The following is a 23,118-nucleotide window of genomic DNA, read 5'->3' on the forward strand; positions in this document are numbered from 1 at the left end:
AAAGTAAACTACCCGGTGTAAAATTTCGCCTATGAGTGCCATAGCCCCCACCGTTCCCACCCGCCTGACCGACCGCAAGCGCGAGGCCATCGTGCAGGCCGCGATTGCCGAGTTCCGCGAGAACGGCTTTGCCGGCACCAGCATGGACCGCGTGGCCGCCGCGGCCGATGTCTCCAAGCGCACGGTGTACAACCACTTCCCGAGCAAGGACGAACTGTTCGAGGCCATCCTGGCCCAGATGTGGGAACGCAGCCATGCGCAGGCCGAGATCCCCTATGACGCGGCCAGCCCGCTGCGCGCGCAGCTGCTGGCCGTGCTGGAGCAGAAGATGCAGATGCTCGACGACGCCAGCTTCATCGACCTGTCGCGTGTGGCCATGGCCGAGCTGATGCACACGCCCGAGCGCGCCCGCGCCCTGGTGGACCGCCTGTCCGAAAAGGAAGAGGGCCTGCCGCAGTGGCTGCGCGCCGCCCAGCAGGACGGGCGCCTGCGCGCCGGGGTGGATGCAAACTACGCCGCCCACCAGTTGCACGGCCTGGTCAAGTCCTTCGCCTTCTGGCCCCAGCTGGCCATGGGCCAGCCGCCGCTGGCACCCGCGCTGCGCCAGCAGGTGCTGGAGGATGCGGTGGACATGTTCCTGGGCTTCTACGCCGTCGGGGCACCGGGCTGAGCTTGCCGGATTTGCACTACGCTCGGCGTTTTGCATCCTGAGCCCCACGAACCCCATGCCCACCGCTCCTTACCTCGATACCGCACCCGTGCTCGGCACCGGCGTCTTCCTGCACAGCTCCGCCCAGGTGATCGGCGACGTGACGCTTGGAAAAGACGCCTCCGTGTGGTGCAACGCCGTGCTGCGCGGCGATGTGAACCGCATCGTGGTGGGCGAAGCCACCAATGTGCAGGACCTGAGCATGGGCCATGTCTCGCACCGCAATGCCAGCAAGCCCGAAGGCTCGCCGCTCATCATCGGCAGCCATGTGACCGTGGGCCATTCGGTGATCCTGCACGGCTGCCGCATCGGCGATGAGTGCCTGATCGGCATGGGTTCCATCGTGATGGACGACGCCGTGATCGGCGACCGCGTGATGCTGGGTGCGGGCAGCCTGGTCTCGCCCGGCAAGGTGCTGGAGAGCGGCTACCTCTATATCGGCCGGCCCGCGGTGCGCCAGCGCGCGCTGACGGACCAGGAGATCGCCTACCTGCGCTATTCGGCAGAGCACTACGTGCGCGTGAAGAACAACTACCTGGCCGGCACGCCGGAAGCGGCAGTGGAGCCGCCACCGCAGCCACTGTAAGTCGCACGCCCCCGCTGGGTAAGGGCCAGGCGGGATAATCGGGCACTTCCACGATTCCCCTTGAGGCGGCACCGCATCGCCTGAGTGTGCCCGTCCGCCCCCACCATGTCCGCCGTCCCACCGCTTCGCGTCCTGTCCGTCATCCCGCCGATGACGCAGCTGAACACGCCCTACCCATCGACCGCCTACCTCACGGGTTTTCTGCGCTCGCGCGGCATCACGGCGGTGCAGGAGGACCTGGCGCTGGCCCTGGTGCTGCAGCTGCTCTCGCCCGAGGGCCTGCGCGCGGTGGCCGCCAAGTTGGATGCGCTGCCCGCGAAGAAGCACAGCCCCGCGGTGCAGGCCTTCGCGGCGCAGCGCGAACGGTATTTCTCCACCATCGCGCCCACCATCGCCTTCCTTCAGGGGCGCGACACCACGCTGGCGCACCGCATCGTGGGGCGCAACTTTTTGCCCGAGGGGCCGCGCTTCGCCACGCTCGACGTGTACGTGGACGACGAGGGCGGCGACCCGCTGGGCTGGGCCTTCGGCGCCCTGGGCCTGCACGACCGGGCCAAGCACCTGGCCACGCTGTACCTCAACGACCTGGCCGACGTGCTGCGCGACGCGGTGGACCCGCGCTTCGAGTTCGTGCGCTATGCCGAGTCGCTGGCCGGCAGCCAGCCCACCTTCGATCCGCTGGCCGCCGCGCTGGCCGAGCCCCTGAACCTGGTGGACGAGACCCTGCGCACGCTGGCCCTGGCCGCAGTGGAGCGCCATGCGCCTACGGTGGTGCTGCTGTCCGTGCCCTTTCCGGGGGCTGTGTATGCGGCCTTCCGCATCGCGCAGGCGATCAAGGCCGAGCACCCGCACATCGTCACGGTGCTGGGCGGCGGCTTTGTGAACACCGAGCTGCGCGAGCTGGCCGAGCCGCGCGTGTTCGACCATTTCGACTACGTGGCGCTCGACGCGGGCGAGCGCCCGCTGCTGGCGCTGCTGGAGCATGTGCAGGGCCAACGCGGGCGCCAGCGCCTGGTTCGCACCTTCGTGCGCGAGGCCGATACGGGCGCCGTGCGCTACATCAACATGCAGGAGGCGGACATCGCCTTCGCCGAAGTGGGCACACCCACCTGGGACGGGCTGCCGCTGGACAAATATTTGTCGCTCCTGGACATGCTCAATCCCATGCACCGGCTGTGGAGCGACGGGCGCTGGAACAAGCTCACCGTGGCGCACGGCTGCTACTGGAAGAAATGCAGCTTCTGCGATGTGAGCCTGGACTACATCAGCCGCTACGAAGGCGCCTCGGCCGCCGTGCTGGCCGACCGCATCGAAGCCATCGTGCGCGAGACGGGGCAGACCGGCTTTCACTTCGTCGACGAGGCCGCGCCGCCCAAGTCGCTCAAGGCCCTGGCGACCGAGCTGATCGCGCGCAACACAGGCATCTCGTGGTGGGGCAACATCCGCTTCGAGAAGACCTTCACGCCCGAGCTCGCCAGCCTGATGGCCGACAGCGGCTGCATCGCCATCTCGGGCGGTCTGGAAGTGGCCTCCGACCGGCTGCTGAACCTGATGAAGAAGGGCGTCTCGGTGGATCAGGTGGCGCGCGTGACGCGGGCCTTCACCGACGCGGGCATCCTCGTGCACGCCTACCTGATGTACGGCTTTCCCACGCAGACGGTGCAGGACACGGTGGACGCGCTCGAGTACGTGCGCCAGCTGTTCGCCAACGGCTGCATCCAGAGCGGCTTTTTCCACCGCTTTGCCTGCACCGTGCACTCGCCCGTGGGCAAGAACCCCGAGGAATACGGCGTCACCCTGGCGCCGCTGCCGCCGGGCGACTTCGCCAAGAACGACGTGGCCTTCGTCGACCCCACGGGCGTGGACCACGACGCGCTGGGCGCCGGCCTCAAAAAGGCCATCTACAACTACATGCACGGCATCGGGCTCGAAGAGGACGTGCGCATGTGGTTCCCGTTTAAGGTGCCCAAGACCACGGTGCGGTGCGACCGCATCGAGCGGGCGCTGCGCGAGCGCGGCTGAGCGGCATGCCCCCGCCACCCTTCGCCGCCGCCATCTTCGACATGGACGGCCTGCTCATCGATTCCGAACGCGCCACCTTGCGCGCCTGGACCGAGGCGGCGCTGGCGCTCGGCGTGGAGCTGCGCGAAAGCGACTACCTGCAGGTGGTGGGCAAGGCGGCACAGGACTCGCATGCCATCCTGCAGGCGCTCCTGGGCGGGCTCGCTCCGTTCGAGCAGGCCATGGGGGCTGTGCGCACCGCACTGGAAGAGGTCGAGGGCGACAGGCTGCTGTTCCCGCTCAAGCCCGGCGCTGCCGCGCTGCTCGCGCAGTTGCAGGCCGCTGGCATTCCCTGCGCCGTGGCCTCGTCATCGCGCACCGACGAGATCACGCACCGCCTGGCGCGCGTGGGCGTGCTGCCGCATTTCGCGGCGGTGGCCGGGGGCAACGAGGTACTGCGCGGCAAGCCCGACCCGGCGCTGTATGCGCTGGCAGCCGGGCGGCTTGGGGTGGACCCGGCCCGCTGCCTGGCCTTCGAGGACAGCCACAATGGCGCCTGCGCGGCGCTGGCCGCGGGCATGGGCCTGGTGGTGGTGCCCGACCTGCTGCAGCCCGCACCCGAGGTGGCGCAGGCCTGCCTGGCCGTGCTGGGCTCGCTGGAGCAGGCCTTGCCCGAGCTGCCGCGCTGGTTCACGCGCGGCGCCTGACGGTGCTCAGATAGCGGTCTGCGACTCGGCTTCGAGCACCTTGCGGCGCGCCATGGCCAGGTTGGCGCGGCTGCGGTCCAGCACGTAGTAGATGAACAGGCCGTCGTGCTTTTCCACGGGGCGGATGATGTGGTACTGGTGCGTCAGCGTGATCAGGATGTCCTCGATGGCGCCCTGCATGCCCAGCGATTTCATGGTCTTCATCTTGGCGCGCACCACCTCGGTGTTGCCGGCGGCGGCCAGCTCCAGGTCCATGCCGCTGCCCACGGATTCGAGCAGCATGCCGCTGTTGTAGTCCACCAGCGCGGCGCACATCGCGCCCTCGGTCTGCATCAGCTGGTTCAGGAGTTCTTTGGGGGTCAATGCCATGGCGGGGTCTCCGGTGGTGGTGGTGGAACAGAACAGGGAACGGGAACGGCAATGGAAGGGGCTCAGCCCGGCTGCGGCGCCGTGGTGCAGGCGGCCACCACCTGGTCGGCGGTGTTGCGGCAGCTCCACAGCAGCTTGCCCAGCAGCGAGGATTCGTTGGTGACCACGGTGAGCACCAAGTCGCCCGAGGGCACAGGCAGGTTCATCGAGACGATGTGGCCGCTGCCCGATTCGAGGATCAGCCGCTCGGGCGCGCTGTGGCCGGCCTCGCGCGTCATGGCGCCGGCCAGCGCGCTGAGCGAGCCGGACATGGCCGAGAGCTTGTCGGCGTCCTGGCTGTCGGACAGCGTGGAGGCCACGGTGAAGCCGTCGGCACTGGCCAGCGTGGCGCTCAGGATGCCCGGCGTGCCGCGCTGCAGCTCGCCCAGCAGCCCGGCCAGCTGGGCAATGGTGACCAGTCGCAAGGACGTGGCGACAGGCACCAGGCCAGGGGTGCCGCCGATATTGCTGCTACTCATGTTCGATCTCCGCCATGCTCACCAGGACCGACAGCAAAAGGCGCACGTCGGCATCGCGCCGCACGTCCACCTCCAGCACCGGGGGGTTGTATCCCAGGGCGCCCAGCTGCTCGCAGTAGTCGGCGATGCCGGGCGAGGGATGGGTGTCCAGCCGGCCCACGCCCACCACGGTGCGCCGCGCCGGCACATGCGGGGCGAAGGCCTGGAGGTAACGCGCCACCTCGCCAATGGGGTCGTGCTGGGAGTTGTCGGCCAGCACGATGAGGCCGAAGGCGCCCGCGCCCAGGATGTCCCACATGAAGCGAAAGCGCTCCTGGCCGGGCGTGCCGAAGAGCTTGAGCTTCCACTGGCCGCCATCCATCTGGCACTCGCCGTAGTCCAGGCCCACGGTGGTCATGGTCTTGCCGGGCATGGGCAGCTCGGACCAGCCGGTGATGGGCACGTCGGTGGACAGGGCCTGGCCATCGCTGATGGCCTGGATGGCGGTGGTCTTGCCGGCGCCCATGGGGCCGGTGAACACGATCTTGAGATCGCGGGAACCGCCTGCAAACACCGCAGGCGCGGAGGAAGAGGGCGTCACCATAGCTTGAGCCGTTCTCGCAGGTTGCCAAGCCAGCCCGCGGGGGCGGCGGCAGGAACAGGGGTTTTGGCCGCCGGCACCGGGGCTGCCACAGCGGCGGCGGCAGCCACCGCAGGCGCGCTCTCCTCCACCGCCAGGCCCAGGGCCAGGCTGGCTTCGAGGAACCAGCGCACCGTGGCTTCGGGCACGCCGCTCTTGGCACACAGCTGCTCGCAGCTCAGGGCCCGGCTGGTGAGCAGCGCCGCCAGGCGCGGGTGCCCGGCGGACGACAGGCCGATGGCATCGGGCCAGCGCAGCAGCCGGTACCAGCCAGGGCGTGCGGGTGCTCCCGCACGGCTCTCGGCCAGGCGCATGGCCAGGCTCCACAGCACGTGGCGCAGGCTGTGCGCGGGCACGGAGCGGATGAGCTCTTCCTCGACCGGGCTCACGCGGTGCGGCTCGCCCAGCGTGTAGGCGCCCGAGAGCAGCACCTCCAGGGGCATGGAGGTGTGCACCAGCTGCTGCACGAAGTCGAAGACGATCTGCTGGCCGCCGCTCACGGGTACCACGGCGCGGCGGCGTTCCGCAGTGCGGGTGCGCTCGGCGAGCAGATCGAACAGGGCACGCTGGCCCTTGACCGGGTCGAACTGCGTGGCACCGTGCACCCGCTGGGTGGCCGACTGCAGGACGGCGATCACGTTGCTCATGCGCAGCGGCGTGGCCACGGTGAGGTCGGCGGTCTGCTCCAGCGCCGCACCGGTGTCGGCGGGGTCGAGCACGCGCACCGTGATGCAGGGGGCATGGAAGCGGTAGGGCCAGTGGCCGGGGACGAAGACCACATTGCACTCGGCCAGCTGTTCGCTGAAGCGCGCACGGATGTTCACGCCGCCGTCGAGCAGGCGCACCAGGGCGCGCAGCACCAGTTGGTCCTTCTGCGCAATGTCCTGGGTACCGATGACCAGCCCGTCGCCCATATCCGTCAAGCCCCCTGTGCAGCAGGATGGCGCCCGTGAAGGCGGCCATGGATGGCCCGGCCCGCGCTCGAAGCAGGAAGATCAGGAGCAGAAACGGCGAGTGCGGGACCTGGGCGGTGTTGCATCGCTGGGGCGGCCTCTCGGTTGGGTGTGATGACCACTGAGACGGCGGTTTCCCTGGGCAACCCTGGATTTCAACGTGGCAGTCCCGCTGTCGTGGGTGCCGAGACATGCTCTCGGTACCGGTAGACCGGTGACTTTGCGGGCCCGGCTTTCGCACGGGGGTGCCGTTTCAGTGCTTTTCAGTATAGGGGAATGGGTTGCTCTGGCAACCATTGAATGGCGCACAGCAACGCCCGCACTCGACGCGCGTTTCCAGGGTGTTGTTCTGGCGCATACACCGGCAGGGCGGCCTGCGCGGCGCGGGCCAGGCTACTTCTGCTTCTGGTAGGCCTTGTCGGCCGGGGGACCGCGGTCTGTGTCCTGCAGGCCGCGCTGCACGTCGCGGTAGGCCTGCTGTACCTGGGCGTCGGGCTTGCCATGGGTCATGTCCACCGACTGGTCGCGCTCGTGCGGCAGCTTGGGGTTTTCTTCCTGGGCGGCGTTGGCCGCATCGGCGTCGCCGCGGGTGGGGGTGGCGGCGGACTGGCGCTTGGTGGTGTCCACCGAGGCTTCGGTCGTGCGGGGATCGGCGGTCGTGGGCATGTGTGCTTCCTTGGCGCCACAGGGGCGCTAGTGGGTCGTTGTCCCATCCTAGGAGAGCCAGGTGCACCACGGTGTAGGCCCATTCCCCATCTGCACGACAGGATGCCCAGGTCGCAAGACACTGTATGCCCAACCATATGCCACACTCTCGTCCTTATGTCTTCCACAGAGTGGGCCCAGGCGGCCCTGCAGTCCTTCGATGCGGTGGTGCAGGCCACCCCGGGTTTCCGCAGCCGCGGGGGGCAGCGGCGCATGGCCGCGCAGGTGGCAGAAACCTTCGGCCATGCCACGCTGGGCAAGGTGGACGAGGAGGCGGGCGAAGCCGCGCCCACCCGGTCGATCGCCGTGATCCAGGCCGGCACCGGTGTGGGCAAGTCGCTGGCCTACTGCGCGCCCGCGATCTCGATGGCGCTGTCGCGCGGCACGCGGGTGCTGATATCCACCGCCACGGTGGCGCTGCAGGAACAACTGGTCAACAAGGACCTGCCCGCTCTGGCCAAGCTGCTGCCCCAGCCCTTCAAGTTTGCGCTGGCGAAGGGGCGCGGCCGCTATGTCTGCAAGCTCAAGCTCGACCGCCTGGCCGGCACCGGCGAAGCCGAGGATGAGCCCGAAGACGACCTGTTCGCCGAGGAAGAGGCCGCCGCGCGCGCCAAGCGCCCGCGCCAGGAGACCGAGGCGCGCATCCAGTTCTACTCCGCCATGTCGCAGACCCTTGCCAAGGGCGCCTGGGACGGCGACCGCGACAGCCTGGACACGCCGCCCGAGCCCGAGGTGTGGAGCGCCGTGGCGGCCGAGGGCGCCTCCTGCACCGGCAAGCACTGCCCGGCCTTCAGCCAGTGCACCTACTACGACAAGCGCAAGGAGCTGGTCGGCGCCCAGGTGATCGTGGCCAACCACGACCTGCTGCTGTCCTCCCTGGGCGCACGCGTGCTGCCCGAACTGGACAACTGCCTGCTGGTGCTGGACGAGGCGCACCACCTGCCCGCGACGGCGCTGGACCAGTTCGCCTGCAGCATGGACCTGAGCCGCGTGACCTGGATCGAGCGCCTGGCCAGCCGGGGCCTGCGCATCGGCGCGCTGCTGGAGGTCGAAGAGATCGCCGACATCCCCAAGCACTCGGGCCAGCTGCGCCAGACCCTGCAGGACCTGGCACGCATCGTGATGGACGTGTACGGCCCGGCCCTCAAGAGCCAGCGGGACGCCTGGGGCCCGGCGCGCGTGCGCGTGCCGCGCGGCGAACTGCCGCAGCCGCTGCTCGCACCGCTGGGGCTGCTGGCCGCGAGTGCCGATGGTTTCCTCGAAGCGCTGCGCGCCATCTCCAAGGCGCTGCGCGCCGAGATGCGCGACAAGCCCGACGAGGCGCGCCGCCTGTCCACCCTGTACGCGCAGATCGGCATGCTGGCGCCGCGCCTGGAGGAGCTGCACGCCACCGCCCAGCTGCTGCTGCAGGATGCGCCCGAGGGCGCGGTGCCGGCGGCCAAGTGGTTCACGCTGGAGGTGGAGGGCGACTTCATCGTCGTCAAGGCGCATGCCAGCCCGATATTGCCCGGCACCACGCTGCGCAACCACCTGTGGAGCGCCGTACGCGGCGCGGTGCTGACCTCGGCCACGCTTACCAGTTGCGGGCACTTCGAATTCTTCCTGCGCGAGTCGGGTTTGCACGGCGACGCGGCCGCCACCACGCTGGAGGTGCCGAGCCCCTTCGACTATGCCGCCCAGGGCACGCTGATCGCGGCCGAGACCCACGCCGACCCGAAGAACGCGGCCCAGTTCACGGCCGAGATGGTGGAGGCGCTGCTCTACGACATCGCCAACGTGGAATACGGCGCGCTGGTGCTGTTCACCTCGCGCGAACAGATGCGCCAGGCAGTCGATGCCCTGCCTACTGCCATGCGCAGCGTGGTGCTGGTGCAGAACGCGCTGCCGCGCACGCAGCTGCTCAAGCGCCACCGCGAGCGCGTGGCCGACGGGCAGCCCTCGGTGATCTTCGGCATGCAGTCCTTCGGCGAGGGGTTGGACCTGCCGGGGCGGCTGTGCGAGTCGGTGTTCATCACCAAGCTGCCCTTCGCCCCGCCCGACGACCCCGTGGGCGAGGCCCGCGCCGAATGGCTGCGCGCCGTGGGGCGCGACCCTTTCAGCGAACTGGTGGTGCCGGCCACCGCGATCCGCCTGGCCCAATGGGTGGGCCGCGCCATCCGCACCGAGGAAGACCAGGCCCATGTCTACTGCTACGACAAGCGGCTCATGAACACCTCGTACGGGCAACGCCTGCTCAAGGGTCTGCCCCCATTTGCGCTGGAGCAGCGCAGGCCGCGCTGAGCGCTGTCGGACAAACGCCCTACGCAAGCCGGGCCCGAGACCGACGCCTGCGCACCTCCCGGCGGCCTACAGTGAATTTTTACCGATTCACCACCCGCCGGAGGCACCCCCATGCAACACGAAACCCCCGCCCGCGAGACGCTCTGGAAGCTGATCAAGGACATCAAATTCGGCATGCTCACGCACCGCCACGCCAATGGCATGCTGCATGCGCACCCGCTGACCACGCAGAACCGCAGCATTGACGAGCAGTCGCTGCTGTACTTCTTCATCCCGCGCAATGGCGAGCTGTATGGCCGCCTGCTGACCGATGGCCAAGTGAACGTGTCCTACGCCGATCCCGGCGACGACAGCTATGTGTCCCTGTCGGGCCAGGCCAGCTTCGTCGAGGACCTGGCACAGAAGGAGGCCCTGTGGTCGCCCATGGCCAAGGCCTGGTTCCCCGCAGGCCACACCGACCCCAACCTGGCCCTGCTGGCGGTGCGCATCGGCCATGCCGAGTACTGGGACGTCAAGGAAAGCAAGATGGTGCAGCTGTTCAAGATGGCCAAGGCCGCCATCACCGGCGAGCAGCCGCGCGACCTGGGCGAGCACAAGGAACTGACGCTGTCCTGAACCGCTGCAGCACCACCGTTCAACCCGAACCAAGGAGATCGCCATGAGCAGCAAGGACAACAGGAACGACGACCTGGACCACGGCGCCAGCGCCGACCAGGACACGGGCAAGGTGGCCCATGCCCACAACAGCACCGGCGACAAGGCCGCCACGCAGACCAACCAGGGCCGCAGGACCCCGGAAAGCCGTGGGGACCGTGACACCCACCTGGGCAGCGGCAACCAGGGGCAATCGCGCCAGGGCGGTGCGGGCAGCAGCAGTGGCGGGGGCAGCCGCGGCGCGGGCTGATCCCGCCGCTCTGCAGCAACGCACCAGAAAGGGCCCCTTGGGCTCTTTCTTTTGGATGGCCCACCCTTGAAAAGACCAGAACACCATCCATTTACCATCCATATGGATGGCACAAGATGGCCAGAAGGTACCCCATGAACTCCACTCCCAGCACCTCACTGGCCTTGCGCAACAAGGTCCCCGATTCCGAAAAGATCACCATCAACCTCGGTTATGTGGACCTGGGGCACATCGATCTGCTTGTATCCGAGGGCTTTTACGCCAACCGCACCGACTTCATCCGCACCGCGATCCGCAACCAGCTGAGCACCCAGAACGAGGCCGTGCGCCAGGTGGTGGCACGCAAGATGCTGGTGCTGGGCCTGCAGCGCTTTGGCCGCACCGACCTGGAGACCATCCAGGCCGCCGGCCAGACGCTGGAGATCCGCGTGCTGGGCCTGGCCAGCATCGAGGACGACGTACCGCCCGAGCTGGCGCAGGCGACCATCGCCTCGGTCACCGTGCTGGGGGCCTTCCACGCCAGCCCGGCCGTCAAGGCGGCACTGGCCGGCCGCATCGGCTGAGACAAACGACGCCCTCCGTGGCGGGTGCCCCATAGCACCACAGCGGCGATTTCTTTCGCGTTCTTCTAATCCAGACCGGCCCTTTCGAGCGGCGGCATCCCGAGACAAAAACCGACGGCACCGGCCACCCCTGGGCGGCTGTGCCATGAACGGCGCATGCCCTATCCGCAGAACCCAAGGACCCCCATGGACTGGAACCACAACCTCCAACACATTCTCGGCAATGCCACCGACCTGGTGCGCAAGGGCCAGCTGGCCGATGCCACCCGCGCCATCCAGCAGGCCCTGGGCGGCGCTGGCGGCGGGCAGGGTGCCAAGCCGGGTTCGCCGCCTCCCGCCACACCTGCGGCCCCGGCCGGCCCCAGCTGGCGCAACCGCTATGCGCAGGCCGGCATCGAAGACGCCGAGGTGATCGACCTGGTGGAGGAGGGCGCGGACACGGCCCCTGCGGCCGAGGCGCCCCTGCGCAGCAGGCCGGCGCCCAGCCCGGCGCAGCCCCCCGGCCACTTCACGCGCGTGGCGTTTTCCCGCGCGGGCGCGCCGCAGGACCATTACTACCTTTACGTGCCCCCGGGCGCCGACGCCGCCACGCCCATGCCCCTGGTGCTCATGCTGCACGGGTGCACGCAAGACCCCAAGGACTTCGCCACCGGCACCGGCATGAACGAAGCCGCCGGGGCGGCCCGCGCGCTGGTGCTCTACCCCGCACAGTCGGCCAGCGCCAACCCCAAGGCCTGCTGGAACTGGTTCCGCCCGGAGGACCAGCGGCGCGGCAATGGCGAGCCGGCCACGCTGGTGGCCATGGTGCGCGAGGTGATGGCGCGCCACCCGGTCGACGAACGGCGCGTGTATGTGGCGGGCCTGTCGGCCGGGGGCGCCATGGCGGCGCTGCTGGCGCGCGAGTACCCCGACCTGTTTGCTGCCGTGGGCGTGCATTCGGGCCTGGCGGCCGGTGCGGCGCAGAACGTGATGGCGGCGCTCTCGGCGATGAAGACCGGCGCCAAGGCCGCCAGCACCAGCCCGTTCGCGACGACCACGCCCCCCGTCATCCAGCTGGGCACGGCGCTGCCCCTGATCGTCTTCCATGGCGACGCCGATGCCACCGTGCATGCCCGCAATGGCGAGCAACTGGTGGAGACCGCACTGGCCGCAGCCGAGAGCGAGGTACGCCCTGCGGTGACCACCGGCCGGTCGGCCCAAGGCCAGGGCTATACGCGCACCCTGTACCAGAGCGGCGGTACCACGCTGGCAGAGCACTGGGTGCTGCACGGTGGCGGCCACGCCTGGGCCGGTGGCGATGCGCGCGGCAGCCATACCGATCCCCGGGGCGTGTCGGCCACCGAGGAGATGCTGCGCTTCTTCCTCGCACACCCCCGCTGTTGACCCCTGGTCGACCACCACCATAATTTGCCCCGGGGCACCACGCACCGCCCCATCCATACCAACAGCGAGGTGCGGACCCTGAGGGGCAATTCACCGTGGAAAACGTCTACATCACCATCGCGGGACTGGTGGCCATCGGGCTGGTCGTCTACTTTGTGCGGCGCGCCAGGCGCCAGGACAACAGCCGAACCGACCTGAAGATCACCGGAGTGCGCATGGACCCGCCCTCGGGCAGTGTGCTGCAGGCCAACACCCCCATCACCGTGATGCTGGACTACCGCTACTCGGCGCCCCGCGAGCCGCTGTATGTCTGGGTAAAGATCCTCGACACCACCTACGATTCGGTCTACGAGGGTTCGCACGACCGCATGGAGCCCGGCACGGGCCGGATCGGCCGTTCCGTGCACCTGACGCAGGCCGGCAGCATGCGCGAGCTGTTCATCGTGGCCAAGAACCAGGAGTTCGTGGAGGTCTTCAACCAGGCGCTGGCGGTGGACTTCACCTACGAACAGGCCGAGGTCGACGAGGAGTGGCTGAACGATGGCAAGGGCTCGGAGATCACCGGCATCAAGGTGTCCATTCCCTCCCCGGCCGTGGTCAAGGCCGGCACCCGCATCGACGTGGACGTCGCCTACACGATCAACACCGAAGAAGGCCTCGATATCTGGGTCATCCCCGAGACGCAGGCCAACATGACCTATGAGGGCACCACGGGCAGGCAAATGGGCACCGGGGTCGTGGCCAGGCATTTCACCGTCATCGACCCCGGCAAGCTCGGCAGCGTCCGGCTGGTGATGAAGAACGCCGCCAGCCAGACGGTCTACGAGCGCACCGTGCCGGTGGACTACACCTATACGGCGGCCTGAAGCCCGCCTGGCAGGGCCGCAAACCCTGGGCCCGGGACGGGGCAAGGGCTTCGGTTTATCCTCCAGGCCCCATGTCCCGCATCGCCGTCATCGACTTTGAAACCACGGGCGTCTCGCCCGGCCAGGGCGCGCGTGCGACCGAGGTGGCCATCGTGCTGCTGGAGGACGGCCGCCTGGTGGACCGCTACCAGAGCCTGATAAAGACCGGCGCCTGGATCCCCGCCTTCATCACCCAGCTCACGGGCATCACCAACGCCATGGTGAACGCCGCGCCCGAAGCGGCCGGCGTGATGCAGGACGCGGCCCGCTTCGTGGGCGATGCGCCCATGGTGGCGCACAACGCCGCCTTCGACAGCAAGTTCTGGCAGGCCGAGCTGGCCCTGGCCGGCGTGCCCGCGCCGCACCCGTTCGCGTGCACGGTGCTGCTGTCGCGCCGGCTGTACCCCGAGGCACCGAGCCACAAGCTCGGCTCGCTGGTGGACTACCACGGCCTGCCGCGCACCGGCCGGGCCCACCGGGCGCTGGCCGACGCCGAGATGGCCGCCGAACTGCTGGCGCGCATGCAGCACGACCTGCGCCAGCGCTGGGGCGTGGTCGAACCCGGCCACGCACTCCTGATGGCGCTGCAGCGCTGCGCCAGGCCGGGCGTGGGCAAGCTGCTCGCGCAGCATGCCGCGCCCGCGGTTCCGGCCGCCGGCTGATTGATCCCCAGCCCGCAACCCTCCCTTTGCCGGCGCGGGCATGCGGCGGATCAACGAAAATACGCGCCTGCATTGACCCCATTCTTCACACGATTTCCATGACCGATACCCCACCCCTGCCCGACCACCTGTCCGCCGACCCGCGCAGCCCGCACCATGTGCCGGCCGTGTTCGATCACGACATCGGCATCCGCTTCAACGGCAAGGACCGCAACGACGTGCAGGAGTACTGCATCAGCGAAGGCTGGGTCAAGGTGCCTGCCGGCAAGACGCTGGACCGCAAGGGCCAGCCGCTCATCATCAAGCTCAAGGGCAAGGTGGAGGCGTACTACCGCCAGCCCGAGTAAGAGCGGCCACCGTTCCGCCATGGACCTGCCAGCGCCCTGGACCATCCACTGCGATGGCAGCGCCATCCCCAACCCCGGCCGCATGGGCCTGGGTGCCGTGCTGGTGGCGCCCGACGGCACCCGCCACCGGTTGTCGCAGGCCACGCACACCACCGGCTGCAACAACGAGGCCGAGCTGGGTGCCCTGGTGCTGGCCCTCGGTGAGGCGCGCACGCGGGGCGCCGCCACCGTGCAGGTCTACAGTGACAGCAGCCTGCTGGTGGAGCAGATGGCGGCCACACCGGCCGCCGCCCATGCGCGGCTGGCGCCCTTGTATGCGGCCGCACGCAGCCTGCTGGCCGAATTCACCACCGCGCAGGTGCAGTGGATACCGCGCCACCGCAATGCCGAGGCCGATGCACTCGCGCGCGCGGCGCTGGGGGCTGCGCCCAAGCCGGCCACCCATCCCTCCTGGAAGCACCTGCCGCGCAGGAAGCGCGGGCCGTCCGAACGCTAGCTCCGAGCCCTAGCCCCGAAGACTTGCCGCCTGGCTTCTCAGCCATGCCATGGCGGCTTGCGTGCTCGGCGATGGCGCACGCTCGTCGCTGATGGCGAGGTGGTAGGTGTGGCCGGCGATGCCCGGCCCGAAAGGCTGGTGCAGGTTGCCGCACGCCAGTTCCTCGGCCACCAGTGCCTGGCTCACCAGCGCAATGCCCTGCCCGGCGATCGCCGCCTGGATGGCATGGCCTTCGTCCGAAAAGCGCAAGGTGCCCGCCGGCGCCTGCTCCCGCAGCCCGGCCTCGGCGAACCAGCGCTCCCAGGTCGGATTCTCCGGCCGGGGCCGGCGCCAGGCAAAGTAGATCAGGGGCCACCGCGCCAGGTCCTCGGTCGAGCGCACCCCGAGCCGCGGATTCGACACCGGTGCGAAATCGTCGGTGAAGAGGGCCTCCACCGCCAGGCCGGGATAGGGCCCCCGACCATAGCGGATGGCGATGTCGACCGCGCTCGAACGCAGATCCACGGGATCGTCCGAGGCCTGCAGCTGCAGGTCGATGCCCGGTAGCTGGGCACGGAAGTCGGCCATGCGCGGCAACAGCCATCGGGCGGTGAACGCGTTGGTGGCCGAGATCACCACCTGCGGCCGCTGCCGCGCCTGCGCCAGCCGCTCCAGCGAGGCCTGGAACGCGTCGAAGCCATCGCGCAGCACCGGGTACAGCTGCATGCCCGGCTCGGTCAGCACCACCCGGCGGACCTGCCGGCTGAAAAGGGGCGCGCCCAGCTGCTGCTCCAGGCCCCGTATCTGGTGGCTGACCGCTGTCGGCGTGACCGCGAGTTCCTCGGCCGCGGCCTTGAAGCTGCCCAGGCGGGCCGCCGCTTCGAAGGCGCGCAGGGCCGATAGCGGCAGGGATCGTCGGCGCATGGACATGGATGGCGCGCAGGCTTTTCGCCTGCCATGGATGATTTCATCTCATCTTACCGCTGAGAAATGAGCCTTTGTCGAAAGCACCGCCATTCCTTATCTTCCTCACATCGGGGCTGCAGTGGCCCCGGCTTCAGATGAAAGGAAATCAACCATGATCGAGCGCGTCATCACCCACCCGGACCCCTATGAACCCTTCCTGCTGTCGCAGGGCATCAAGGCCAACGGCTGGCTCTTCATCTCCGGGCAGGCCGGCGCCGGCCAGGATGGAAAGATCGTCCCGGGCGGATTCCTGGCGCAGGGCCGGCAGGCCTTCGCGAACCTGCGCCGGGCCCTGGAGGCCGGCGGCGCCGGCCTCAAGGACATCGTCAAGGTCACGATCTTCGTGACCGACATGGGCCACTTCGACGACGTCGTGGCCCTGCGCCGGGAGTTCTTTGCGGCCCCGTACCCTGCCGACACCATCGCCGAGATCCGCGCCCTCTACACGCCCGAGGCGATGATCGAGATCGAGGCCATTGCCGTCGTGCCCCCCGCGGAGGGAGGCTGAGATGGATACGGCGACCCTCCTGTCCCCGGTCGCTCTGGGCCCGCTGCCATTGGCCAACCGCCTGGCGGTGGCGCCGATGACGCGGGTCAGCGCCACGGCCGATGGCCGTGCCACGGCCCGCATGGCCGAGTACTACGGCGCATTCGCCCGCGGTGGCTTCGGGCTCGTCATCACCGAAGGCATCTACACCGACCGGGCATACGCCCAGGGCTATCTGTTCCAGCCCGGCCTCACCGACGGCGCGCAGCAGGAGGCATGGCGGCCCGTCGCGGACCAGGTGCATGCTGCGGGCGGCCGGATCGTGGCCCAGCTGATGCACGCCGGTGCGATCTCGCAGGGCAATCCCCACCGGACTGTCGCCAAGGGGCCTTCCGCGGTGCAGCCCAAGGGCCTGCAGATGGGCTTCTACCGGGGCGAGGGCGCTTACAGGACGCCTGAGGAACTGTCGCTTGCAGAGATTGAGGAAATCGTCGCCGGGTTTGCCGCCGCAGCGCTGCGCGCCAGGCAAGCCGGCTTCGATGGCGTGGAAATCCACGGTGCAAACGGCTACCTGCTCGATCAGTTCCTCACCGGATACACCAACCACCGCGGCGATGGCTACGGTGGCTCGCTGGAGCAGCGCTTGCGCCTTGGCGTCGAGACGATCCATGCAGTGCGCCGCGCGGTGGGACCCGGATTCGTGGTCGGATACCGCGTCTCTCAAGGCAAGGTGAACGACTTCACGCACCAATGGCCCGGGGGCGAGGCACAGGCGGCTACCGTGTTCGCGGTCTTGTCGGCAGCCCCTCTCGACTATCTGCACACGACCGAGTTCGAAGCCTGGCAACCGGCTTTTGGAGAAGGCCCCAGTCTTGCAGCGCTCGCGAAGCGGCACGGAGCGGTGCCGGTGATCGCCAACGGCTCGCTGCACACGCCCGCCGCGGCCGCTGGAATGGTCGGGCGTGGCGAGGCCGATCTGGTTTCGCTCGGCCGGGGGGCGCTCACCCATGCGGACTGGCCGCAGCGCGTGCGTTCGGGCCAGACCCTGAAGGACTTCGACCGGGCGCTGCTCTCGCCCATCGCCGACCTGGCCAACGCGGACCGCCTGCTGGGCTATAGCGGATCGAAACCCTTCGCGGCGCGGTAAGCCGCTATCCGGGGCAGCAGCACCTGGCGCCGCGCCAGGCTCTCGGGCGGCCAGTGCGCCTCACGCTCGTAGTACTCGGGCACCACCTTCGCGCCCTCGGGCAGCACCACCCAGGGCTGCCGGGACTGCGTGAAGATGTGGATGTCGGGCGGCAGGTGGTCAGGCTCATCGAGCGTGCCCACGCGCACGAAGGACACCACCGGGCCCGCGCCCGCATAGTGGCTCCACAGCGCCACATGGCAGTGGGGGCAGCGCGCGATCTTCTGGCCCAGGCCGCTTTCCGACGGCGTATCCACCAGCACGGGCGTGCCACCCAGCAGGTGCACGCGGTCGGCCTCGATCATGGCGTTGAGCGCGAACGAGGCCCCGCTCTCGCGCTGGCACCAGCGGCAGTGGCAGCAGTGCACGAACAGCGGCGCGGTCTCCATGCGGTAGCGCACGTGGTGGCAGTCGCAGCCGCCTTCGAGCGGGAACGGGGGCGTGGGCGCAGGGTGCATGGAGGTCGCTCCTTGGAAGCGTGCACGTTACGTGAAACACCCGCCTCTGTCACGTGCCGCATTGCGCGGCGCGCTGCAGCAGCAGCGCCTGTTCCTGCGCATTGCGCGTGAGCGTGGCGGCGTGCGCGAACTGGGTGCGCGCCTCACCGTGGCGGCCCAGCTTGGCCAGCAGGTCGCCACGCACGCTGGGCAGCCAGTGGTAGTCGCGCAGGGCGGGGTCGGCGCCCAGTGCATCCACCAGGGCCAGGGCCGCGGCGGGTCCGTCGGCCATGCCCACGGCCACCGCACGGTTGAGCGCGACCACGGGCGAGGGCGAGACCTGCAGCAGGGCGTCGTACAGCGCGACGATGTGGTGCCAGTCCGTGTCTTCGGCGCGGCGGGCGCGCGCATGGCAGGCGGCGATGGCGCCCTGCAGCGCGTACGGCCCCCAGGGGTGGCCGGCGCGGGCCAGTTGCTCGGCCTTGTCGAGCGCAGCCAGGCCCCGGCGCACCAGCAGGTGGTCCCAGCGCGAGCGGTCCTGGTCCATGAGCAGCACGGGGCGGCCTTCGGCATCGGTGCGCGCGGGCAGGCGCGAGGCCTGGATCTCCAGCAGCGCCACCAGGCCCTGCACCTCGGGCTCGTCGGGCGCCAGGCCGGCGAGCACACGCACCAGGCGCTGGGCCTCGCCGCACAGCGCCGGGCGCACCCAGTCGTCGCCGGCGGTGGCGGCATAACCTTCGTTGAAGATCAGGTAGATGACTTCGAGCACCGAGGCCAGGCGCGGCGCGCGCTCGGCCGCACCCGGCACCTCGAAGGGCACATGCGCGGCCGTGAGGCTGCGCTTGGCGCGCACGATGCGCTGGGCGACGGTGGCCTCGGGCACGAGAAAGGCGCGCGCAATCTCCACCGTGGACAGGCCGCCCAGCAGCCGCAGCGTGAGGGCGACGCGCGCCTCGGTGGAGAGCACGGGGTGGCAGGCGGTGAAGATCAGGCGCAGCAGGTCGTCGCCGATGTCGTCCTGGCGCGCGGCGTCCAGGGCGTCGACGAAGTCGGGCGCGTACTGCGCCTCCAGCGCCTCCATGTCATGGCCCAGGGCCTCGTGCTCGCGCGCCTGCATGGCCTGCTGGCGCAGGTGGTCGAGGGCGCGGTTGCGGGCGGTGGTCATGAGCCATGCGGCGGGGTTGTCAGGCAGGCCGGTGGCGGGCCAGTGCTCCAGGGCCGAGACCAGCGCATCCTGCGCCAGCTCCTCGGCCCGGCCCACGTCGCGCGTCATGCGCGCCACGCGGGCGATGATGCGGGCCGCCTCGATGCGCCATACCGATTCGATGGTGCGGTGCAGCGCATCGGGGTCGGGCAGGCCCATGGTGCTCAGCCCAGCGCCTTGCTGGCGTCCACCATGTAGGCGAACTCCCAGGTGTGGCCGTCCAGGTCGTCAAAGCCGTGGCCGTACATGAAGCCATGGTCCTGCGGTGGGCGCGGTGCGGTGGCGCCGGCGGCGATGGCCTTGGAGACCAGGGCGTCGATCTCCTCGCGGCTCTGGGCCGACAGGCAGACCAGCACCTCGGAGGTCTTCCTCGCGTCGGCTATCGCCTTGTCGGTGAAGGTCTTGTAGAACTCTTCGACGAGCAGCATCACGAACAGGTTCTCGCCCAGCACCAGGCAGGCACCCTGCTCGTTGGTGAACTGGGGATTGAAGTCGTAGCCCAGCGCGCGGAAGAAGGCTTGCGAGCGGCCCATGTCCTTGATGGGCAGGTTGACGAAGATCATCTGGTGTTGCATGGCGGTCTCCTGAGGTAGTGGAACGATAAGGGATAACGGACGGGGAATGCAGGGAACGAGGCGCCCCAGCGGGATCACTTGGCGGCCTCGGCCGCGAGGAAGGCAAGGCCCTCCTCGAAGTCCTTGCCGACCATGCTGTCCACATTGAAGAACAGGTGCATGATCTTGGCGAGGTAGGGCACCGGGCCGTGCATGGCCCAGGTGACGCGGGTGGCGTTGCCGGCTTGGGGCTGCAGCGTGAAGTCCGCCCGGTTGTGCGCCTCGAACGGGGCCACGAAGTCGAGCTTCATGCCCACATGGGCGGGGGCCGTCGCCTCGGTGATCTCCATGCTGCCCGTGCCCACCTTGTCGCCCCGCCACGCATAGCGCGCGCCGGGACCGGCGGTGGTGGTGCTGTACTCGCCCTTGGCGCCCGGGTCCTTGCGCTCGTAGGGGTTCCAGGTGTTGAAGCGGCGCAGGTCCTGGATGAGGCCGAACACGCGCTCGGGCGGGGCCTCTATCACCCGGCTGCGCTCCACGCGGAAGCTGTCGGGGCGGGTGGCCGCGTAGGCCAGCAGCAGGGCCACGGCGGCCAGTGCGGTGAGGGCAATGGTCTTGAGCATGGGGTCCTCCGGGGCTCAGGCGCGGCTGGCGTCCAGGTCGCGAAAGCGCTGCACGCCTTCGCCCTGGGCAAAGTCGTCGAGCTCGAAGACCGGGCGCACCTCGATCTCGGCCGGGAGCCCCTCGCCGCGCGGGTTGGGAAAGCGGCGTGCCCATTCCATGGCTTCCTCGCGCGAGCGCACCTGGATCAGCGTGTAGCCCGCGAGCAGCTCCTTGGTCTCGGCAAACGGGCCGTCGACCACCGTGCGCTGGCCGCCGCTGCCATAGCGCACGCGCCAGCCCTGGCTGCTGGCCTTGAGGCCCACGCCATCGAGCAGCACGCCGGCGCGGGACAGCTCCTCATGGTATGCACCCATCAGGGCAAGCATGTCCTCACCGGGCAGCACGCCGGCTTCGCTCTCGGGGCTGGCTTTGACCAGAATCATGAATCGCATGGCAGATCTCCTTTGGTAGAAGTGGCGGCGCGGAGACAAGGATTTCTCTGCGCTCATACCTCCACGACGGATGGGCAAGCGCGGAATCGACACGGATTCTGGAACATCAGGGTTTCTACTTAGAAAATTCCCGTCTTCCGAATGAAAACAGCCCATGCCGGGCACGGCATGGGCTGTTTGGCGAACGGGGCGGCAGTGGCGGTCAGCGCTTGGCCGCGGGGTTCTGCGCCATGTACGCCAGGGTGGCACTGGTCAATGCGCGCACGCCGATGCGCAGCGCCTTTTCGTCGATCACGAATTCGGACGAATGGTTGGGCGCGCCCGACTTGTCGCCGAAGGGCGAGGCATACAGGTTCCAGAACACCACGGGCACGCCGCTGCCCCCGAAGGAGCCGAAGTCTTCCGAGCCCATGGAGGGCGGCACTTCCCTGGCCTTGTCGGCGCCGCCCGCTGCGGCGGCGAAGGCCGGGGCCAGGGCGGCGGTGATCTTCGGGTCGCTGACCACGACCTCGTAGCCGGTGTCGATGGTGACCTCGGCCGTAAGGCCCGCGCTCTCGGCGATCTTCTGCGCCTTGAGGCGGATGCTCTCGTGCGCCACCTTCTGGTTGCGCGCCGAGAGCGAGCGCACGGTGCCGCCGATCTCGGCCGTATCGGGCAGGATGTTGACGCGGTTGCCGCTTTGCAGCAGGCCCACGGTGACCACGGTGGGGCCGTCGAGCGGGTCGATCTGCTGGCTGATGATGCCCTGCAGCGCAAGCACGATCTCGGCCGCGGTGAGCGTGGGGTCCTTGGCCGTCCAGGGCGAGGAGCCGTGGCCGCCCTTGCCCTGGAGCTTGATGTTGAAGACGTCGCCGCTGGCCATGAAGCTGCCCGCGCGGTAGGCCAGGGTGTTGCCGGGTGCGCGGGCGCTGATGTGCTGGCCCATCACGACGTCGACCTTGGGGTTCTCGAGCACCTTGGCCTCCATCATGGCCTTGGCACCGCTGGGCACGGGGCCGGGGCCGAGCTCCTCGGCCGGCTGGAACAGAAAGACCACCGTGCCCGCGAGTTCGCTGCGCACGCTGGAGAGTGCCTGCGCGGCGCCCAGCAGCATGGCGACATGGGTGTCGTGCCCACAGGCGTGGGACACAGGTGTCTCGTTGCCGCGCCACTGCGCGCGCGCAGTGGACTTGAAGGGCAGGTCGTTGCGCTCCTGCACGGGCAGGGCGTCCATGTCGGCGCGCAGGGCCACCACGGGGCCGGGCTTGCCGCCGCGCAGCACGGCCTTGATGCCGGTCTTGGCAATGCCGGTCTGCACTTCGATGCCGGGCATCCTGGCCAGCGCGGCCGCGATGTAGGCGGCTGTCTGCACCTCTTCGTACGACAGCTCAGGGTGCTGGTGGATGTGGCGGCGCCAAGCGATCACCTGGGGCTCAGCTGCATCGGACAGGGCCAGAACGCGCTGGGCCAGGGGGGATGCCGATGTCTGGGCATGGGCGGACAAAGCCAGGCTGGAGAGCAAGGCGGCCAACGGCAGGAGCCGGTGTTTCATGGAAGAACCCTTCGGTATGGACAAGGACGGCAGCCACTCTATCGCCGAGCCCATGCCGCGAACAGTCACAATTTCGTTGCCGTGAAAACGGAAATGCATCACCAATCCCCGACCAGTACCCGCCATGAAACCGCACCAGCTCAAAGCCTTCCTCGCCGTGGTGCAGCTGCGCAGCATCCGCCAGGCGGCGAATGCGCTGCACATCACCCAGCCCGCCGTCTCGCGCGCCATCCGCGAACTGGAAGAGCACCTGGCGGTGCCACTCTTCGTGCGCGGCGCCCAGGGCGTCACCCCGACCGAGTACGGCCTGGCCTTTGAAAAGCGTGCGCGCCTGCTGGAGCAGGAGGCCGAGCGCGCACGCGACGAGTTGCGCCAGATGCGCGATGGCCAGCTCGGTTGCGTGCGCGTGGCCGTGTCCTCCGTTCCCGCCATGGCGCTGCTGCCCCAGGCGCTGGCACTGTTCCGCGCCGAACTGCCGGCGACCGCCCTGGAGTTCAGCGAGGGCCTGGCACCCCTGGTGCTGCCCGCGCTGCGCGAAGGGCTGCTCGATCTGGCGCTGGTGCAGCACCGCGTGGAGCGCACCGGCCCCGAGCTCGATTGCGAGGAGCTGCTCACGACACCGCTGGCCATCTGCGCGCGCGTAGGCCACCCGCGTGCCCGGGCGCGCAGCCTGGCGGCGCTGCAGCACGCGGAATGGGTGGGCTGGGACCGGGCCATGGTCGAGGACCTGTTTGCCGGCGGCGGCGTGCCCGCGCCCGAGCGCATCGTGGTGAGCCGCTCGATGGAGATCACGCGCGCACTGGTGGGCCGGGGCGACCTGATCAGCGTGTTCGCGCGCCCGGCGCTGGACCGGGAACTCGCGCGCCATGGCATCCGCGCCATCCCCGCGCGCGAGCGCCTGCCCGAGCTGACCATCAGCGCCATCACCCGGCGGGGCGCCGTGCCGACTCCGGCCGCGGCCAAATTCCTGGCCGCCGTGCGCGCAGCGGCCCTTTCCCTGCACAACTGAAGG

At 69.3% G+C, this 23,118-nt stretch carries 28 protein-coding genes and 1 riboswitch; of the genes, 16 read left to right on the top strand and 12 right to left on the bottom strand.

The genetic code is table 11. The features are described from left to right. The first annotated feature begins 31 nt into the window (after nucleotides 1-31). From AC07X5_RS01755 to AC07X5_RS01770, 4 genes are all read left to right on the top strand, one after another. Nucleotides 32-670, top strand: coding sequence for a TetR/AcrR family transcriptional regulator (locus AC07X5_RS01755; RefSeq protein WP_494768827.1), 639 nt, complete (start codon nucleotides 32-34; stop codon nucleotides 668-670). A gap of 55 nt (nucleotides 671-725) precedes the next feature. Then, nucleotides 726-1,295 carry a gamma carbonic anhydrase family protein gene (locus tag AC07X5_RS01760; RefSeq protein WP_494768828.1) on the top strand — a complete coding sequence of 190 codons (570 nt, stop codon included), beginning with the start codon at nucleotides 726-728 and terminating at the stop codon, nucleotides 1,293-1,295. Between the two features lie 150 nt (nucleotides 1,296-1,445). Further along, nucleotides 1,446-3,317 (top strand): B12-binding domain-containing radical SAM protein, encoded by a 1,872-nt coding sequence (locus AC07X5_RS01765; protein ID WP_494768829.1) that lies wholly within the window; start codon nucleotides 1,446-1,448, stop codon nucleotides 3,315-3,317. A gap of 5 nt (nucleotides 3,318-3,322) precedes the next feature. Next, on the top strand, nucleotides 3,323-4,003 hold the full coding sequence (locus AC07X5_RS01770) for an HAD family hydrolase (protein WP_494768830.1): 681 nt from the start codon (nucleotides 3,323-3,325) through the stop codon (nucleotides 4,001-4,003). Nucleotides 4,004-4,009: 6 nt separating this feature from the next. Here AC07X5_RS01770 and AC07X5_RS01775 read toward each other — a convergent pair whose 3' ends face one another. The 5 genes from AC07X5_RS01775 to AC07X5_RS01795 form a co-directional block, all read right to left on the bottom strand. Further along, nucleotides 4,010-4,372, bottom strand: a complete 363-nt coding sequence (locus tag AC07X5_RS01775; protein ID WP_409954716.1) for a hypothetical protein — start codon at nucleotides 4,370-4,372, stop codon at nucleotides 4,010-4,012. Between the two features lie 62 nt (nucleotides 4,373-4,434). Then, complete coding sequence (locus AC07X5_RS01780) at nucleotides 4,435-4,890, bottom strand: roadblock/LC7 domain-containing protein (protein ID WP_409954715.1); 456 nt, start codon at nucleotides 4,888-4,890, stop codon at nucleotides 4,435-4,437. Further along, complete coding sequence (locus AC07X5_RS01785; RefSeq protein WP_494768831.1) at nucleotides 4,883-5,473, bottom strand: GTP-binding protein; 591 nt, start codon at nucleotides 5,471-5,473, stop codon at nucleotides 4,883-4,885. The genes AC07X5_RS01780 and AC07X5_RS01785 overlap by 8 nt, the downstream gene beginning before the upstream one ends. Further along, nucleotides 5,467-6,432: a hypothetical protein gene (locus AC07X5_RS01790; protein ID WP_494768832.1), complete on the bottom strand. Its 966-nt coding sequence runs from the start codon at nucleotides 6,430-6,432 to the stop codon at nucleotides 5,467-5,469. The genes AC07X5_RS01785 and AC07X5_RS01790 overlap by 7 nt, the downstream gene beginning before the upstream one ends. A gap of 189 nt (nucleotides 6,433-6,621) precedes the next feature. Then, nucleotides 6,622-6,722: riboswitch (cyclic di-GMP riboswitch) on the bottom strand. Between the two features lie 133 nt (nucleotides 6,723-6,855). Beyond that, nucleotides 6,856-7,128 carry a hypothetical protein gene (locus tag AC07X5_RS01795; RefSeq protein WP_007861770.1) on the bottom strand — a complete coding sequence of 91 codons (273 nt, stop codon included), beginning with the start codon at nucleotides 7,126-7,128 and terminating at the stop codon, nucleotides 6,856-6,858. A 156-nt stretch (nucleotides 7,129-7,284) separates the two neighbouring features. Here AC07X5_RS01795 and dinG point away from each other — a divergent pair, with 156 nt between their 5' ends. From dinG to AC07X5_RS01840, 9 genes are all read left to right on the top strand, one after another. Further along, entirely contained in the window at nucleotides 7,285-9,447 is a 2,163-nt protein-coding gene (gene dinG / locus AC07X5_RS01800; RefSeq protein ID WP_494768833.1) for an ATP-dependent DNA helicase DinG, read from the top strand. A 111-nt stretch (nucleotides 9,448-9,558) separates the two neighbouring features. Then, nucleotides 9,559-10,062: a pyridoxamine 5'-phosphate oxidase family protein gene (locus AC07X5_RS01805; protein WP_409954711.1), complete on the top strand. Its 504-nt coding sequence runs from the start codon at nucleotides 9,559-9,561 to the stop codon at nucleotides 10,060-10,062. A gap of 43 nt (nucleotides 10,063-10,105) precedes the next feature. Then, nucleotides 10,106-10,351: a hypothetical protein gene (locus AC07X5_RS01810; RefSeq protein ID WP_409954710.1), complete on the top strand. Its 246-nt coding sequence runs from the start codon at nucleotides 10,106-10,108 to the stop codon at nucleotides 10,349-10,351. Nucleotides 10,352-10,485: 134 nt separating this feature from the next. Further along, nucleotides 10,486-10,914, top strand: a complete 429-nt coding sequence (locus AC07X5_RS01815; protein WP_409954709.1) for a CopG family transcriptional regulator — start codon at nucleotides 10,486-10,488, stop codon at nucleotides 10,912-10,914. A 186-nt stretch (nucleotides 10,915-11,100) separates the two neighbouring features. Then, a complete protein-coding gene (locus AC07X5_RS01820; RefSeq protein WP_494768834.1) occupies nucleotides 11,101-12,297 on the top strand; it encodes an extracellular catalytic domain type 1 short-chain-length polyhydroxyalkanoate depolymerase in 1,197 nt (398 codons plus the stop codon). Between the two features lie 95 nt (nucleotides 12,298-12,392). After that, entirely contained in the window at nucleotides 12,393-13,163 is a 771-nt protein-coding gene (locus tag AC07X5_RS01825; protein ID WP_494768835.1) for a hypothetical protein, read from the top strand. A gap of 71 nt (nucleotides 13,164-13,234) precedes the next feature. Next, entirely contained in the window at nucleotides 13,235-13,864 is a 630-nt protein-coding gene (locus tag AC07X5_RS01830) for a 3'-5' exonuclease (RefSeq protein ID WP_494768836.1), read from the top strand. Nucleotides 13,865-13,962: 98 nt separating this feature from the next. After that, nucleotides 13,963-14,211 carry a DUF3297 family protein gene (locus AC07X5_RS01835; RefSeq protein WP_494768837.1) on the top strand — a complete coding sequence of 83 codons (249 nt, stop codon included), beginning with the start codon at nucleotides 13,963-13,965 and terminating at the stop codon, nucleotides 14,209-14,211. Nucleotides 14,212-14,230: 19 nt separating this feature from the next. Continuing rightward, nucleotides 14,231-14,707: a ribonuclease HI family protein gene (locus AC07X5_RS01840; protein WP_409954704.1), complete on the top strand. Its 477-nt coding sequence runs from the start codon at nucleotides 14,231-14,233 to the stop codon at nucleotides 14,705-14,707. A gap of 9 nt (nucleotides 14,708-14,716) precedes the next feature. Here AC07X5_RS01840 and AC07X5_RS01845 read toward each other — a convergent pair whose 3' ends face one another. Next, a complete protein-coding gene (locus AC07X5_RS01845; protein ID WP_494768838.1) occupies nucleotides 14,717-15,610 on the bottom strand; it encodes a LysR substrate-binding domain-containing protein in 894 nt (297 codons plus the stop codon). A gap of 154 nt (nucleotides 15,611-15,764) precedes the next feature. Here AC07X5_RS01845 and AC07X5_RS01850 point away from each other — a divergent pair, with 154 nt between their 5' ends. Both AC07X5_RS01850 and AC07X5_RS01855 read left to right on the top strand, forming a co-directional pair. Further along, nucleotides 15,765-16,160, top strand: coding sequence for a RidA family protein (locus tag AC07X5_RS01850; RefSeq protein ID WP_409954702.1), 396 nt, complete (start codon nucleotides 15,765-15,767; stop codon nucleotides 16,158-16,160). Nucleotide 16,161: 1 nt separating this feature from the next. Continuing rightward, nucleotides 16,162-17,286, top strand: a complete 1,125-nt coding sequence (locus AC07X5_RS01855; RefSeq protein WP_494768839.1) for an oxidoreductase — start codon at nucleotides 16,162-16,164, stop codon at nucleotides 17,284-17,286. Here AC07X5_RS01855 and AC07X5_RS01860 read toward each other — a convergent pair. The 6 genes from AC07X5_RS01860 to AC07X5_RS01885 form a co-directional block, all read right to left on the bottom strand. Then, a complete protein-coding gene (locus AC07X5_RS01860; RefSeq protein ID WP_409954700.1) occupies nucleotides 17,253-17,783 on the bottom strand; it encodes a GFA family protein in 531 nt (176 codons plus the stop codon). The genes AC07X5_RS01855 and AC07X5_RS01860 overlap by 34 nt on opposite strands. Before the next feature lie 49 nt (nucleotides 17,784-17,832). Beyond that, complete coding sequence (locus AC07X5_RS01865) at nucleotides 17,833-19,125, bottom strand: RNA polymerase sigma factor (RefSeq protein WP_494768840.1); 1,293 nt, start codon at nucleotides 19,123-19,125, stop codon at nucleotides 17,833-17,835. A 5-nt stretch (nucleotides 19,126-19,130) separates the two neighbouring features. Beyond that, complete coding sequence (locus tag AC07X5_RS01870) at nucleotides 19,131-19,541, bottom strand: VOC family protein (RefSeq protein ID WP_409954698.1); 411 nt, start codon at nucleotides 19,539-19,541, stop codon at nucleotides 19,131-19,133. Nucleotides 19,542-19,615: 74 nt separating this feature from the next. Then, nucleotides 19,616-20,143, bottom strand: a complete 528-nt coding sequence (locus AC07X5_RS01875) for an SRPBCC family protein (protein ID WP_409954697.1) — start codon at nucleotides 20,141-20,143, stop codon at nucleotides 19,616-19,618. A gap of 15 nt (nucleotides 20,144-20,158) precedes the next feature. Further along, complete coding sequence (locus AC07X5_RS01880; RefSeq protein WP_494768841.1) at nucleotides 20,159-20,575, bottom strand: YciI family protein; 417 nt, start codon at nucleotides 20,573-20,575, stop codon at nucleotides 20,159-20,161. A 202-nt stretch (nucleotides 20,576-20,777) separates the two neighbouring features. Next, nucleotides 20,778-22,106 (bottom strand): M20 metallopeptidase family protein, encoded by a 1,329-nt coding sequence (locus tag AC07X5_RS01885; protein ID WP_494768842.1) that lies wholly within the window; start codon nucleotides 22,104-22,106, stop codon nucleotides 20,778-20,780. Nucleotides 22,107-22,230: 124 nt separating this feature from the next. Here AC07X5_RS01885 and AC07X5_RS01890 point away from each other — a divergent pair, with 124 nt between their 5' ends. Beyond that, a complete protein-coding gene (locus AC07X5_RS01890) occupies nucleotides 22,231-23,115 on the top strand; it encodes a LysR family transcriptional regulator (RefSeq protein WP_494768843.1) in 885 nt (294 codons plus the stop codon). Nucleotides 23,116-23,118: the final 3 nt, after the last annotated feature.

The sequence above is a fragment of the Acidovorax sp. GW458-11-26-14-TSB4 genome (assembly GCF_059423865.1).